This is a genomic window from Acinetobacter sp. 766875 (assembly GCF_000582055.1).
GTDB lineage: Bacteria > Pseudomonadota > Gammaproteobacteria > Pseudomonadales > Moraxellaceae > Acinetobacter > Acinetobacter nosocomialis.
In genome coordinates, this window is the sequence record NZ_JEXX01000029.1 from 1 (window position 1) to 15,801 (window position 15,801).

Consider the following 15,801-nt stretch of genomic DNA (forward strand, 5'->3'; position numbering starts at 1 on the left):
ACCCGAAGGTCGTTGGTTCAAATCCAGCTCCCGCTACCAAGTTTCTTAAAAGAGGCTCACAGACAGGTGGGCCTTTTTGCACAGTGGACTATTGTTTTCTGTGCTACATAGGGGCGATTAACGCCCTTTTTTATTGGTTATCGTATCGCTATCGTGTAGTGTCGACATCAATTGGTCAAATAGTCATGCTTCACTATAGTAGGTCTGTGTCGGTTAAAACAACCGATTGAATCGCACGAGAATGACGAGAGTAAATGAAATTATCAAATAAATCCCAAGCATTGTATGACATGATTGCTCCAGCAGTGCAGGCATGTGGTGTTGACCTGTGGGGAATCGAATTCCTTCCACAAGGTAAACGTTCATTATTGCGTATTTATATCGATAGACCGGTTGATGAAAACGCTGAACCAGTGATTAATGAAGATGGTGAAGTAGAACAAGGTCGTGGTATTGGCGTACAAGATTGTGTACGTGTTACACAACAAGTCGGCGCGATGTTGGATGTTCATGATCCGATTTCAGGTGAATATTCTTTAGAAGTTTCTTCACCAGGTTGGGATCGCCCATTTTTTCAACTTGAACAGTTGCAAAGCTATATTGGACAACAAGTTGCTTTGCGTTTAATTGCAGCAGTAGAAAATCGCCGTAAATTTCAAGCAAAACTCCTTGCTGTAGACCTTGAAAATGAAGAGATTAAGGTTGAAGTTGAAGGAAAGCATGTGCTTGATATCGACAGCAACAATATCGATAAAGCAAACTTGATCTATCAAGATTAAATTTATTTAAATTATATAAGAAATCGGTAGGTGACTTATGGGCCGCGAAATTCTTACCGTTGTAGAAACGGTTAGTAATGAAAAAGGTGTTAGTCGTGAAGCGATCTTCGAGGCTTTAGAACAAGCTCTAGTTGCTGCAACGAAGAAAAGATTTTACGAAGGTACGCATGCTGAAGAAGCTCAGCTTCGTGTAGAGATTGATCGTAAAACTGGTGATTACCGTACATTCCGTCAATGGACTGTAGTGGCGGATGAAGATCATGAAATGCCAGCTTGCCAAGATGCGATCTCTGATGTTGATCCATCGAAATGGTCAATTGGTGATGTGCGTGAACTTGAAGTTGAATCTATCGAGTTTGGCCGTATTGCTGCGCAAATTGCAAAACAGGTTATCGTACAAAAAATCCGTGAAGCTGAGCGTGCTTTAGTTGCTGATGCATACGAATCTAAAGTGGGCGAGTTAATCTACGGTGAAGTGAAAAAACAAACCAAAGATGGTTTCATCATTGATTTAGGCGACAACGCAGAAGCTTATCTTGCTCGCGAAGAAATGATTCCTAAAGAAATTCTTCGTCCAAAGCAACGTGTAAACGCTATCTTATATAATGTTAACCGTGAAGGCCGCGGCGCTCAGTTATTGTTATCACGCGCTAAGCCTGAAATGTTAATCGCTTTAATGAAAAAAGAAATTCCTGAAATTTCTGAAGAGATTATCGAAATTAAAGCAGCGGCACGCCAACCAGGTGTCCGTGCTAAAATTGCAGTTAAAACAAATGATCACCGTATTGACCCTGTAGGTGCGTGTATTGGTATGCGTGGTACGCGTATTCAAGCTGTACAGCAGGAGTTAAATGGTGAACGTATTGATGTAGTGGTTTGGTCTGATGATCCAGCTCAATACATTGCTAGCGCATTAGAACCAGCTGATGTTTCAGGCATCGTGCTTGATGAAGATGCAAGAAGTGCCGATATTATTTTTGCAACCAGCGATCAATTAGCTCGTGCGATTGGCTCACAAGGTCAAAACGTTCGCTTAGCTTCTGATTTAACTGGCTACAAACTCGACATGATGCTTGAAGAAGAGTATCGTGCTCGTCAGCAAAATGAAGCTCAACAATATCTCGACATGTTTGTATCACGTTTAGATATTGAAGAAGATTTAGCAATGGCATTGGTAGAAATGGGCTTCACTTCTTTAGAAGAGATTGCTTATGTTCCTGCTGAAACTTTTGACGAAATTGAGCTTGATGCTGAATTGGTTGAGTTATTGCAAAGTCGTGCAAAAGAAGCAGCCCTTACTGATGCTTTGAAACAGCAAGAAAATATTCAAGAACCGAGCGCAGACCTTCTCACAATGGAAGGCATGACTTCTGAGATCGCTTACTCGCTTGCCGCTCGCGGTATTATTACCGTTGATGATTTGGCAGATCAGGCTACTGACGATATCTCTGATATTGAAGGTCTTGATCATGAAAAAGCAGGTCAATTGATCATGAAAGCTCGCGAATCATGGTTTAACTAGGAGATGAAATATGACGGACAAGTCGATTAAAGAGTTAGCTCTCAGTGTAGGACGTCCTGTTGAGAAGCTCCTAGAACAGGCTCGCGAAGCAGGGTTGCCTCAACGTACAGCAGACGACATTATTACCACTGAACAACAGGACACTTTAGTCAATCATTTGAAAAAAGTGCATGGTCAGGAAAGTGGTAACACAGGAAAAATTGCGTTGAAACGTAAAACAACCAGTACCGCTAAAGTTGCAAGTACTTCAGGTAAAGCAAAAACAATTAACGTAGAAGTACGTAAAAAACAGGTTTTTGCTAAACCAAACCCAGAACAAATTGCAGCAGAAGCTAAAGCGCGTGCAGAAGCAGAAGCTAAAGCACGTGCAGATCAACAAGCGCGTGAAACTGCAGAGCAAAAAGCGCGTCTTCAAACAGAGCAAAAAGCAAAAGCAACTTTAGATGCAATGCGTGCTGCTCATCAACAAGATAGCGCTGCACAGTCAGCTCCTAAAGCTGCCGTTGTAGTGAAAAAACGTGGTGGTGGTACAGTAAAACCTGCACCAAAACCAGCAGAAACATTAGAGCAAAAGAAAGCGCGTGAAGCTCAAACAGCTCAGTTAAAAGCAACTGAAGAAGCTGCACGTCGTAAAGCGGCTGAAGAAGCTCAGCAACGTACGCTTGAACAAATGCGCAAAATGGCATCTAAGTACTCAAATGACGATGCTACTACCACAATTCGTGTAATTGATGATTCTCCACTTGCTTCAGGTCTTGTTGGCCAAGCGTATGAAGATTCATTTAAGCAAGAAGACCGTGAAATTAAACGCGGTGGCGCAACTACTAACCCGCGTGCGGGTAAGAAAGGTGGTCGTCGTGGTCAAGAAGAGCAAAGCTTCGTTAACCATAACAAACGTGGTTTAAAATCAAGCCAAGCAAACAAGCATGGATTTGAAAAGCCAGTTAAAAAGCAAGTCTATGACGTAGAAATCGGTTCAAGTATTGTTGTTGCCGATCTTGCTCAAAAGATGGCGATTAAAGTACGTGAAGTTATCAAAACACTTATGAAAATGGGTGAGTTGGTTAATCAAGATCAAGCTATTGACCAAGATACAGCTGCACTTGTTGTAGAAGAAATGGGACACAACCCTGTTCTAGTTTCTGATACACAGGCGGAAGATAACTTGCTTGAAGCGGCTGAAGAAGCACGTGGTGAGCAAACAACTCGTCCACCAGTTGTTACGATTATGGGTCACGTTGACCATGGTAAAACATCATTGCTTGACCGTATCCGTCGTTCGAAAGTTGCGGCTGGTGAAGCAGGTGGTATTACCCAGCACATTGGTGCGTATCATGTTGAAACAGACAAAGGGATTATTACATTCCTTGATACACCGGGACATGCTGCGTTTACTTCAATGCGTGCACGTGGTGCTAAAGCAACAGATATCGTGGTATTGGTTGTTGCGGCAGATGACGGTGTAATGCCACAAACTGCAGAAGCAATTGACCATGCTCGTGCAGCAGGTACTCCAATTATTGTTGCAATCAACAAGATGGATAAAGAATCTGCTGATCCAGACCGTGTGTTAAATGAATTAACAACGAAACAAATCGTTCCAGAAGAATGGGGTGGTGATGTTCCGATTGCTAAAGTTTCAGCACATACTGGACAAGGTATTGATGAACTTCTTGATTTAATTCTTATTCAATCAGAATTGATGGAATTAAAAGCATCTGCTGAAGGTGCTGCGCAAGGTGTTGTTATTGAAGCGCGTGTTGATAAAGGCCGTGGTGCAGTAACTTCTATTCTTGTTCAAAACGGTACATTAAACATTGGTGACCTTGTTCTTGCAGGTTCATCTTATGGTCGTGTCCGTGCAATGTCTGATGAAAACGGTAAGCCAATTAAATCAGCAGGACCATCTATTCCGGTAGAAATTCTGGGTCTTCCAGATGCTCCAATGGCAGGTGACGAAGTTCTTGTTGTAAATGACGAGAAAAAAGCACGTGAAGTTGCCGATGCTCGTGCTGACCGTGAGCGTCAAAAACGTATTGAGCGTCAAAGTGCAATGCGTCTTGAAAATATCATGTCGTCAATGGGCAAAAAAGATGTTCCTACAGTGAACGTTGTTTTAAGAACTGACGTACGTGGTACTTTAGAAGCATTGAATGCAGCTTTATATGAACTCTCTACTGATGAAGTAAAAGTTCGTGTAATTAGTTCTGGTGTTGGTGCGATTACTGAATCTGATGTAATTCTTGCTGAATCTTCAGAAGCAGTATTGTTAGGCTTCAACGTTCGTGCTGATACAGCTGCGCGTCAGAGAAGTGACCAAGACGGTATCGATATTCGTTACTACAGCATCATCTATGAATTGATTGATGATGTGAAAGATGCCATGAGCGGTAAACTTGCTCCTGAACACCGTGAAACAATCTTGGGTGTTGCTGAAGTACGTGAAGTATTCCACTCAAGTAAGTTTGGTGCAGCAGCAGGCTGTATGGTACTTGAAGGTACATTACACCGTAATAAACCGATTCGCGTATTACGTGATGACGTGGTTGTGTTCCAAGGTGAACTTGAATCATTACGTCGTTATAAAGATGTAGTTGATGAAGTTCGTGCTGGTATGGAATGTGGTCTTGCGGTTAAAGGTTATAAAGACATCAAAGTACAAGATAAGATCGAAGTATATGATGTTCAATTGATTAAACGGAGTCTTTAATGGCGGGTAGCCAACGCTTAAAGCGAATGGCGGATTCAGTACAGCGTGAGCTGTCTGATCTAATCCGTCAGGAGTTAAAAGATCCGCGTCTGGGTGGTCTAGTGACCATCTCAGCCGTGAAAGTCAGTGCGGATATGGGATACGCTGAAGTTTACGTTACTGTTATGGGGCGTGAGCTAGGTGATGAGCAAAGTGAAGCAGCAAATAAAGAAACTTTAGATGTATTAAATAAAGCTTCTGGTTTCTTGCGTCATGAACTCAGTCGTCGTATCAAAACACGTATTACGCCTCGCTTACGTTTCCATTACGATAAGACGAATGCATATGGTAATTATATGTTTGGTCTTATTGAAAAAGCGGTACAAGATTTACCGGAACGTAAGTCAGATGATGAAGAGTAATTTATACTCAAAATAAAAAAGCCACCTTTGGGTGGCTTTTTTATTTGTTCACATTTTTATTCCTGAGGAGGCTCCATCGGAGGTTTGTTTTGTGAAAAGCGTTGTCCGATTTTATAGCGATCCCATGGTAATGGACGTTCGATTGCTTCAGGAACTTCACCACTTAATGAGCGTAAACGCAGATGTAGTGCTGCTTGTGCAATTAAATTGGCTGAAACAGGTGCCGTAATGAAAGCTAACAGAGTAATGAGAAGTTCGGCAAAGCCAAAACGACCTTGAAAAGCAAAAAAGATCATTGAAGCAATTAAAAAGCTACCTAGTCCTAAAGTACTCGATTTGGTAGGCGCATGTAGTCGCATAAATAAATCGGGTAGGCGTACCATGCCGATTGAACCAACTAACATAAAGAACGAACCAAAAACTAGAAAGATCGAAACAATAATTTCCATTGTAATTTGCATTTTGACCTCCCTCTAATCGATTACATGACCGGTTGTAAAATAACGAGCCAAAGCAGCTGTCGATACAAACCCTAGCATGGCAACTAATAATGCCCCTTCAAATAAAGAGGTGGTTGTCCAATAAATACCTAATACAACAATGAGACAAGTTGCATTTAGAAAAAGGGTATCAAGTGCTAAAAGGCGATCTACAATTGATGGTCCCATCACCATGCGAAACAGACAGAGCAACATAGAGATCGTGATGGCAAGCAAGCTAATGCCAAGTGCATAAGGTAGGATGGTCATGTGTTGTCCTCCGATTTGCTTTTCACATCAAAAATTTCCATGAGTGGAGCCTCATAGCGTTGTTTGATGTCTTGCACATCACTTTCAGTATTTTCTGTACTGAGCGAGTGTACCAAAATGTCACCACGCTCTTGATCAATACCAGCAGAGACCGTACCTGGTGTTGTGGTAATAATCATTGCGAGTAAAGAATTTACTTGTTCATGTTCTGTTTCTAATGGAACACGGTACCATTTGGGATGTAATTTTTTAGGTGACCCTAATACCAGTTTAGCAACGCGAAAATTGGAAACAATAATATCCCACAGTACAACAAAGCATAGTTTTACTGCTGGTTGCCAATGAATGTGCGGTGTTCTAGTAATAAAAGGTCGAACCAATCGAGGAATCACAAGCCCCAAAATTACAGCCATAAGCAGGTCACTTGCATCAAGACTATGCGAGAGCATTAACCAAAAAACGATAATTAAAAAAGAAACAAATGGATGCGGGAACCAGCGGTCAAGCAATTTAGATAGCTGCATTGTTATGGCTCCATAGGTTTCAGTTGACTTTCATCAGCAATGGTTGGCGTTTGCAATTTTTCTTGCTGCTGAATTTGGCGGTGTTTGTATTCGGAAATATGTACACCGTTGTATGTGTCTTTAGAAATAATGTCAGGTATCAGATAGGCATTATGATCTTCAACTTCTCCACCATATTTTGTTTCTGGTAAATAAGTTGAATCATAAGGCTGCACACTAATGATTTCGCCATTTTGATCAGTTTTAAGAATAGATTGCTGATATAAGGCGTGATTTTGAATTTGCTGAGCAGTGCTTGTGGTGTAGTGCAACACAGGTGAAGCAAATACGACATAAGCCACTAAACCTGCAAGCAAAATATAAATCACTGAATCATTACGTGGTGGTGCACGTTCAGGTAAAGCCCGATAAATAATATAAGCAGGATTGATCGGATCTTCTTCTGGTGCTGAGGCACGCCAGAATAAAATAAATCCGACACGTGTTAACGCAATAATGCTTAATAGACTGACCACAAGCACAATACCAATTACCCAGCCTTGATATGCTGTTTCAACAGTTGCTTGTAAAATAAACCCCTTTCCAAAGAAGCCACTAAAAGGTGGTAAACCAGCGAGCATCATGGCAATTAAGAAATAAGTCAGCATGGCTGCTTTTTCTTGCTTAATTCTTGGTGCGATTTTTAAGTGATCTTTGAAATCACCGCGTTGCGAAGTCATCCAACCACAGAACAAGTAAAATGCAGCACCGATCAGTGTACTGTGGACTAAATAGAATAGTGCCCCTGACCAAGCTTGCGTATTTGACATAGCAATTGCAGTCAATAATGTACCAATCGAAGACAGCACCATAAAACCAACAAAACGTCTAAGGCGATCTGCACCGATTGCTCCAACCACACCGTATAGAGACGTAATTAAGCCAATTGGAAGAAGCCAACTTTTAAAGATTTCTTGGCTAAGTACATCATTAAATACAGTCCCATTTACACGCAAAATGGCATAGATGCCCACTTTAGTCATAATGGTAAAGATCGCTGCGACAGGTGTACTTGCAACGGCATAAGTTTTTGGTAGCCAAAAACCCACTGGTAGCATGGCTGCTTTAATACCAAACACGACAAATAACAGTAGGGCACCAGCGACTGCTAATTTATGTTGATCTGCATCTAAAGTTGGTAAAAGGCGTGAAACGTCAGTCATATTTAGACTGCCTACACTGCCATAAATCATACCAAGGCCAATTAAGAATAGGGCAGAGGCTAAGAGATTGATAATGACATAGTGTACGCCAAGCTGAAAACGTGGTTTGCCTTGTCCATGCAACAGCAAAACATAGGACGCCATAAGCAAGATTTCAAAGAAAACGAACAGGTTGAATAAGTCACCTGTAAGAAATGCTCCGCATAGGCCCATTAAAAGAAAATGGAATATAGCATGGAAATAGCGACCTCTCGTATCCCAATTCTCACTTGCATACCATAAAACCGGGACTGCTAAGGCATAGGTTAAAACCAGCATAAATGCTGAAAGTCGATCAAGTACCAGCACAATACCAAATGGTGCTGACCACTCGCTCAACTGGTAAACAGTAATTTGGCCTGTATTAGCAACAATCAGATAACTAACAGCAGTGACTAAACCTGCGATTGCTGAGAGCAAGCTAATGCCACGTCGCCAAGGTTGACGCCAGTCTTCTTTTAATGCACCAGCGCCAGGATTGCCTAGAAGCAGTAAAATAAAACCAGTAAATGCCGGGATGAGGATGCTGAAAATTGGTGTATTTGCTTGCCAAAAAGATAAAAAATCAAACATCACGGCTCATCCTCACGTGGGTCGTATGTTGGAGAAATATCTTCTTTTGCATCAACGTGGTCACTACCTGATTCATAACGGCTGCGTAAAGCCAGTTGCACAATAAACGCTGTGGTTGCGAAACCGATAACGATCGCAGTTAAAACAAGCGCTTGTGGAAGCGGATCTGTAATATTGGTAGTCTCCGTTAGGATAGCTGGCGAGCTGACTTGCAGACGGCCCATCGCAAACAAAAATAAGTTAACCGCATAACCTAGTACGGCTAAACCCAACACAACAGGAAAGGTACGCGCACGCAAAATAAGATAGATGCCTGTAGCAACAAGTAGCCCAATGGCAGAGGCCAGTAAGAATTCTAAACTGATCATGATGATTTCTCCCCATGAGGTACAGGACCAGACATACTCGAGTGGCGAGAGTCTCCTAATACAGAAATGAGTAGCATAGTGGCACCTACCACCGTGATATACACACCCAAATCAAAGCTTGCTGCTGAAGCCAGATGTAGTTTTCCTAAAATTGGTAACTCAACATAGACATGAGCACTAGTTAAGAATGGACGTGCCCAGAACCATGCGGCAATACCAGTTAAGCCCGCAATTGTTAAACCAGAACCAATCCAGACTTCATAAAGGCGACCAGATTGTGCTTTTAACATTTGTTCTGCTTGATCTTGACCTAAAGCAATATATTGAATAATGAGTGCCATTGAGGTAATTAAACCTGCAATGAAGCCACCGCCAGGGTAGTTATGTCCGCGCATAAAGATATAGACACTTACCACTAACGCTAAAGGTAAAACCCAAGAGGCCGTAATACGGAACATAAGCGGAGATGGGTTAAAGCGGTAGGTCAGGCCTTGGGTCATGGTAGTACCGTGTACGCGCATGCCATCCATAAGACATAGCGCACCAATCGCAGCAATGCCTAATACGGTAATTTCACCAAAGGTATCGAAACCACGGAAGTCCACCAAAATAACATTCACGATGTTAGAACCACCGCCAAGTGGTAAAGATTGCTGAGCAAAGAACCATGAAATCGAATTATGGTCACGCGTTAAAATGAGCCACGTAATCCAGCCGATACCTAAGCCACCAATAATTGCTAAAAATGCATCTCTTAAACGTCTTGAGCGAGTAGATTCATAAGGTGTCAGCTGTGGTAGTAAAGACAAACTCATTAACAAAAGAACAGTCGTAACCACATCTACCGTAATTTGAGTAAGTGCTAAGTCAGGTGCAGACATGGTAACAAACACCATGGTCACCACGAGACCAATTGCACCGCTAATGAGTACAGCTTTGATGCGTTCATGGTGAAACCAGAGCATCATCCAGCAACCTGAGAATAAGGTTAGCCAAAGCACAACTGCAATCCATGGGGCATGAGTAAGCTCACGCGTACCTGTGGTAAGCCCTTGATTAAGCAAAGGCATGGTCACCATGATGGTGCTAAAAGCTATGATTAAAAACAGATAGCTTTGCAAAGAACCATTTTCGGTTTTTTGTTTGATTTTTCGGCTCGTTAATAATAAATGCTTTAAGAATAAATCAAATAAAATACGGCCTTGTAAGCGACCGAGTCTTGGGTCAAGGTCGATCTTACGAATCATGCCATCTTTTGCTAGGGCAAAATAAAAAAGCGTACCTCCAGCCAAGGCAATAATACTCATGACTAATGGCGCATTGAATCCATGCCAAATTGCAAGATGAGTTCCTGCAAAATCAGGCTGCATAAGACTTGCGCGTGTCACACTGTTAACTAAAGGCTCGACCAGTAGGGCAGGGAAAATACCGACCAAAATACATAGTGCCGCGAGCAATATAGCTGGTGCTCTCATGCCGATAGGTGGCTCGTGGGCATTTTTATTTGGAACTTGTTTACCCAATGGGCCATCAAAAAATACGCCGTGAACTAACCGAATTGAATAACTCACTGCAAAAATACCGGCAAGGGTCGCAATAATACTGGCAAAAATAACAGCCGATCCTGAAAGGTTCGCTAACAGTTCGGTAAAGAACATTTCTTTAGAAATAAAGCCATTGGTAAGAGGAACACCTGCCATTGAGGCTGCAGTGATCATAGTGAGCGTTGCGGTAAACGGTAGTAGCTGCCAAACACCACTTAATTTTCTAAGATCACGTGTACCTGTTTCATGGTCAATAATCCCTGCAATCATAAACAGGGCAGCTTTAAAGGTTGCGTGGTTAATAATATGAAAAATTGCAGCGGCAACCGCTAAAGGTGAACCAATACCTAACAAGCAGACAATAAGACCTAAATGACTAATAGTGGAATAGGCTAATAATCCTTTTAAATCTTCTTTGAAGATAGCAAAGCATGCCGCCATACAAAGCGTGAATAGGCCGACAAACGTGACAATGTTGTGATAAAGCGCCGCACCAATAAAGATAGGTGCAAGACGTGCTAATAAGAAAATACCTGCCTTAACCATAGTGGCAGAGTGCAAATAGGCTGACACCGGGGTGGGTGCTGCCATTGCATTGGGTAACCAAAAATGAAAAGGGAACTGAGCACTTTTAGTAAAAGCACCAAGTAGGATAAGCAAAAGCATCGGAACAAAAAGATGATGACTTTGAATGAGCTCTTTCATTCCGACAATATCATTAATTTCATAAGTACCGGTGATTTGCCCTAATAAGACAAATCCACCTAGCATGGCGAGTCCACCCATTCCTGTAATGGTAAGTGCCATGCGCGAGCCACGTTGAGCAGCTTCGTAATGACTCCAGTAACCCACTAATAAGAAAGATGAGATACTGGTAAGTTCCCAAAACACTAATAAAATAATTAAATTGTTTGAAAGCGAAATACCCAGCATTGCTGCCATAAACAGCATGAGTAATAAATATAATTTACTTAATGAATTTTTAGGGCCTAAATAATAATAGGCATAAATATAAATGAGTGTACCGATACCGGTAATAAGAAGAGAAAATAATAAACCAAGGGCATCAAGTCTAAAGCTCAGATTAATTCCTAATTGCGGTAACCAATCCCAACTTTGTTGAATGCTTGCACCACCAAGCACAGTTTTAGCCTGAGTCAGTAATAAACCAAAACTGGTTAAACTGACTCCGATCGCCCCTAAAGCCGTTACTCCACGTGAAAACCGTTGAAGCAATGAAACAAGGGTGGTGCCTAATATTAACGGTAATAAGATAATTATCGGTAGCACACTCGTATCCATATATAATTTAGACCGAAGCCTAAAGGTGAAATTTTCATTTCAGAATAGATAGGAATTCAAAGAGATTTCCAAAGCTTATATTCTGAAAACCCGACCAAATTAGAAAAATAAAGCGAGAAACAAGTTGTATTGCGCAACTTGAATAATAAAAACGCAAAATGAAATTTATTGTACACTAAAAAATCATTAAAAATCTGATGTTATTACATGTGGTAACAACATCTAGTGATTTTTCGGCTCAAAAAACAGATTTCATCGTATATTTAGCGAATCCGGTTTTTATTATAAAAATTGAGCTATATGGATAATAACGTCTACAGAGATGAGGTTTCTTCCGAAGTATCTCCTGCATGAATCATACGTAATAATTCATTTTTTTGTTGTTCATTTAAGTTTTGAATTTGTTGGTACAAATTATCGATCTGGGCTGTTGTAGGTTCAGTATCAGGTGGCAAAGTATCTATATGTGGTGATAAAGCTTCATCTCGATGCAAGAGGGTATAAAGGTGTTCGAGCTGCTGCTGAGTCGTATTTAAATCAAGTTGACCTACTTTGCCATGTTCTAATTTAAAACATTGATAAGCAGTCGCATGTTCAAGTAATTCTTCACGGCTCCCAGTCACTATGATTTGTAAATGCGGAAATGCTTGATGAAGTCGATTTAAAATTTCTGAACAATGTTGAGCATCTAGTTGTGAATCGATCTGGTCAATTAATAAAATTCCTTCGCCTTCAAGGCAAGGGTCTAAGCTGAGTGGGTTGAGCAAACAAAGTCTGCGTACAACATCCCCTACGAGTGCGATCCATGTTTTTGTGGTATTGGAAAGTTGTTGAAATGCTAAAGCTTCACCTTTGTAATGTACCATGAGTTGAAGCCGTGGATGATATTGTAGGTAAAGGTCTTCAAGTTCTGGAAATATAATCTTTAACGCTGATTTAAGCGCATATAGATTTGGTGAAGGAAGCTGTTTAGGTTGCCCTGCCAATTCGATTTGAAGCTGATGTAAAAGTTCTTCCTGATTTTGTGGATTAGATTGTTTTGAAATAATTCGTTGTACAACCTGCGCTGCTTGCGCATTTTCAATATCGCTAATTTCACGTAACCATTCAAAAAAGCGAGTAAAAGTTGTAAACGGGATTAAACTAATTTCATAAGCAGAAATAGACTGAGTAATACCTGGAAGGTTTTTATTGAGTAAATTTATATCGTTAACAAATCGTTCAGATGGGTAATAGGCAAGTAGAGGAAGTCCTTGAAGCGGGTCTTTTCTGGTGACTTGATGATAAAGCGTAACAGTTTGATCGAGCTGCTGAGTTTCAACTTGACTAATACCCACACCAGTTGCATTTAAGGTCTTAAATAGTTTCCAATTACAAACGGATGTGTCGGTTTGCTGTGCAGATGTAGTTTCAGGTAATTGCCCGAACTCTGAAGGAATATGGATACTCACTTCTATTTTAGATTGTAAACGAGAATGAGTAATGTCTTGATCGGGCATGACAACACCCGGTGTGCGGACATCTTTAAGACGCGCAGGAAACCACGTTAAAGCATGATAAATATGCTTAAGTAGCATACTTTTACCGGTTGCCTGCTCACCTAAAATTAAAGTAATCGGTTGCTTATCATATTGAAACTGGATCTTTAGGTCATGAAACAGAGCAACATGTTTAAATTGGATAGATTGAAGTCTCATAGGATCACCTAATTATGAGCGCTTCAACCAACCGACTTACGAAGACTTAAAGGCGCCCTTACTTTTAATTGTTGTATCAGATCATAAAGATGATGGATGTTTAGACTTACTTTAGCACGAGTACAGGCCACGTAAAGTAATCTTAATTCCTCATCTGTAATCTTGTGTTCTAAACCATTAATTTTAAATTGATAATCATCTTCAATATGGACGCGGTTCCACTCTAGTCCTTTTGCTTTATGGGCAGTCGAGATGACATAGTCAGCTTGCTCAAGTGGGGTAATCTTTGCAAGTGCTTTTTTCAGTGGATCGGTACCGTGATCATCCACCAGTTTAACCAATGGTTTAATATCACTTCCCTCATTGGTTTCACAGTATTCATGAACATCATGCCATGAGTTAAACCATGCTAACTCGGGGACGTCAGTAACTCGTTTTCCTTGCTTCAAGAGGCTTGCAGCATCTACAAAACGGTTTAATTTTTGATGATCTGCCTGCAAGCTTACTTTATCGCCGTGTACCAAGCCTGCCAATAACAGCTCCATTGCGCGAGCATTAGTACGACATAAAATCGCATCACGCATTTTTGTATGCGGTTTATTGACTACGCTTGATTTTTGGTTCGGATTACCAAGTAAAGGAACTGTCTCATTTAAGCCACCTAGCAAAGCATTGGCGACATCGGCAATTGCCTCTCCGAAACGGAAAGAAGTGGTGAGGCGAGACTCTGGCAAAGGCAGCTGTTGCATGGCATTTACTGCACCGCGCCACGCGTAGATTTGCTGATGTGCATCGCCTACATAAATAACCTGCGTACTTTTTTGACGAAGCAAAATACCCAACATTAAAGGGTCAGCATCCTGTGCCTCATCAAATAAGACATAATCTGCCGGAATGTTAGGTTCAGACAATGCCCAAAGCTTCAGATAAATATCGTGACCAATTCCTGCCTGATGATTTGGGTCGATGGACTCTAACCAGCGACGTTCTACAGCAGGGTAAAGGTGGGTCTGTAGCTCAGTAATATCGTCTGGATGTAACCAGTTTGGCGCCTGAATATGTCGAGGAGCAGGATATTGAGAACTCGTTGAACAAAAATAGCTCACCGCATTGGCAACAAGACTCGCCAGACGACTTGGCATTAAGACGTATTTTTCATAACGTCCACCCATCATGCGTCGTAACGTAATTGGTTCTAGTCGATATTCTTTGGCAATAAAGCTTGGACTTAAACGAGGTAAGCGTAATTTATCAGTCACACCACGTGGCACACTACGAAACGCGAGTGAGTGAAAAGTACGGCAGTCTACATTGCGATGAAATTTGTTCTGAGCTTCGCCTGCAATGGCTTTGTTAAATGCCAAATACATTCCACGCCGTTCAGGCATGGCATCACTAATCATTTGTAAGGTAGTAGTTTTACCTGTACCCGCATAGGCAATCACTTTAAATGATTGCCCAAGACGTGCGTTATCTATGGCAATTGCTTGCTCATAGGTGGCTTTAGGTTTTTCGATATTCGACACTGAGTGATTTTAAACCTTATTGCGGTTAGCTTTTTCAACTAAACCAGATAAACCCTGACGACGAGCTAATTCGTCAATAATAAGCTGTGGATTAAGATCGAAATAACCCAACATGACAATGCTATGGAACCACAAATCGGCAGTTTCATAAATCAAGTCATTTAAATTGCTTTCTGTATTTTGAGCAGCGTAGTCTTTTGCAGCAATAATAGTTTCTACGCTTTCTTCGCCAACTTTTTCTAAGATTTTATTAATGCCTTTTTTGTAGAGGCTTGCAACATATGAAGTGTCTGCTTCTGCTTGCTTACGCTCTTGCATCAATTGCCCTAAGTGAGCAAGCACATCCACTTGTTCAGTCGTGTGAGCATGATCGTGACTTTCAGTTTTAGCTTTGTCACCATAAATTGCAGTAGGGTCTTTTAATTGTGCATCGACAATTTCCCAGCCCTGTGGGGTAAGTTTACGGTAGAAACAAGACTCACGACCTGTATGGCACGCGATACCGCCGTGTTGCTCAACTTGTAATACGATTACATCACCATCGCAGTCCAGACGAATTTCATAAACTGTTTGGAAATGGCCTGATTCTTCGCCCTTGTGCCAGAGTTTTTGGCGAGAACGAGAGAAGTATACAGCCTGATTTTTTTCTGCTGTGAGCGCAAGTGATTCACGGTTCATCCACGCTACCATCAAAATACGTCCGGTTTGATGATGTTGAGCAATGGCAGGGATAAGACCTTGTTCGTTAAATTTTACTTCATCGAGCCATTGCGTGTTATTCATGAGGAATCACCAAAGAAATATGAACTATAAATTGATTTCTGTCAGATGCTAAAAATAGCTTGTATAGTGTACGGCATCAAAG

The 15,801-nt window shown here is 41.3% G+C and carries 13 protein-coding genes; 4 read left to right on the plus strand and 9 right to left on the minus strand.

The features are described 5' to 3' along the window. The first annotated feature begins 254 nt into the window (after window positions 1-254). The 4 genes from rimP to J576_RS17575 are packed head-to-tail and all read left to right on the plus strand — an operon-like array spanning window position 255 to window position 5,412. Complete coding sequence (gene rimP, locus J576_RS17560) at window positions 255-779, plus strand: ribosome maturation factor RimP (protein WP_002157009.1); 525 nt, start codon at window positions 255-257, stop codon at window positions 777-779. 37 nt (window positions 780-816) lie between these two features. Continuing rightward, window positions 817-2,301 carry a transcription termination factor NusA gene (nusA, locus tag J576_RS17565; protein ID WP_002156952.1) on the plus strand — a complete coding sequence of 495 codons (1,485 nt, stop codon included), beginning with the start codon at window positions 817-819 and terminating at the stop codon, window positions 2,299-2,301. 10 nt (window positions 2,302-2,311) lie between these two features. Next, a complete protein-coding gene (gene infB / locus J576_RS17570; protein WP_002156968.1) occupies window positions 2,312-5,011 on the plus strand; it encodes a translation initiation factor IF-2 in 2,700 nt (899 codons plus the stop codon). After that, window positions 5,011-5,412, plus strand: coding sequence for a ribosome-binding factor A (locus tag J576_RS17575; protein WP_002157043.1), 402 nt, complete (start codon window positions 5,011-5,013; stop codon window positions 5,410-5,412). The genes infB and J576_RS17575 overlap by 1 nt, the downstream gene beginning before the upstream one ends. Window positions 5,413-5,468: 56 nt before the next feature. Here J576_RS17575 and J576_RS17580 read toward each other — a convergent pair whose 3' ends face one another. The 9 genes from J576_RS17580 to hisIE all read right to left on the minus strand — a co-directional run bounded on the left by J576_RS17580 (window position 5,469) and on the right by hisIE (window position 15,719). After that, window positions 5,469-5,873 (minus strand): Na+/H+ antiporter subunit G, encoded by a 405-nt coding sequence (locus J576_RS17580; RefSeq protein WP_002157026.1) that lies wholly within the window; start codon window positions 5,871-5,873, stop codon window positions 5,469-5,471. A gap of 12 nt (window positions 5,874-5,885) precedes the next feature. After that, window positions 5,886-6,161: a monovalent cation/H+ antiporter subunit F gene (locus J576_RS17585; protein WP_033855711.1), complete on the minus strand. Its 276-nt coding sequence runs from the start codon at window positions 6,159-6,161 to the stop codon at window positions 5,886-5,888. Next, window positions 6,158-6,685: a Na+/H+ antiporter subunit E gene (locus J576_RS17590; RefSeq protein WP_002156972.1), complete on the minus strand. Its 528-nt coding sequence runs from the start codon at window positions 6,683-6,685 to the stop codon at window positions 6,158-6,160. The genes J576_RS17585 and J576_RS17590 overlap by 4 nt, the downstream gene beginning before the upstream one ends. A gap of 2 nt (window positions 6,686-6,687) precedes the next feature. Further along, window positions 6,688-8,499, minus strand: a complete 1,812-nt coding sequence (locus J576_RS17595; RefSeq protein WP_031959257.1) for a monovalent cation/H+ antiporter subunit D — start codon at window positions 8,497-8,499, stop codon at window positions 6,688-6,690. Next, window positions 8,499-8,867 carry a Na+/H+ antiporter subunit C gene (locus J576_RS17600; RefSeq protein WP_000624229.1) on the minus strand — a complete coding sequence of 123 codons (369 nt, stop codon included), beginning with the start codon at window positions 8,865-8,867 and terminating at the stop codon, window positions 8,499-8,501. Before J576_RS17600 ends, J576_RS17595 begins: the two co-directional genes overlap by 1 nt. Beyond that, entirely contained in the window at window positions 8,864-11,713 is a 2,850-nt protein-coding gene (locus tag J576_RS17605) for a monovalent cation/H+ antiporter subunit A (RefSeq protein WP_033855712.1), read from the minus strand. The genes J576_RS17600 and J576_RS17605 overlap by 4 nt, the downstream gene beginning before the upstream one ends. 314 nt (window positions 11,714-12,027) lie before the next feature. Then, entirely contained in the window at window positions 12,028-13,410 is a 1,383-nt protein-coding gene (locus tag J576_RS17610) for an AAA family ATPase (RefSeq protein ID WP_002156924.1), read from the minus strand. A gap of 23 nt (window positions 13,411-13,433) precedes the next feature. Next, window positions 13,434-14,936: a UvrD-helicase domain-containing protein gene (locus tag J576_RS17615; protein WP_002156955.1), complete on the minus strand. Its 1,503-nt coding sequence runs from the start codon at window positions 14,934-14,936 to the stop codon at window positions 13,434-13,436. 9 nt (window positions 14,937-14,945) lie between these two features. Beyond that, window positions 14,946-15,719 carry a bifunctional phosphoribosyl-AMP cyclohydrolase/phosphoribosyl-ATP diphosphatase HisIE gene (gene hisIE, locus J576_RS17620; RefSeq protein ID WP_002156965.1) on the minus strand — a complete coding sequence of 258 codons (774 nt, stop codon included), beginning with the start codon at window positions 15,717-15,719 and terminating at the stop codon, window positions 14,946-14,948. Window positions 15,720-15,801: the final 82 nt, after the last annotated feature.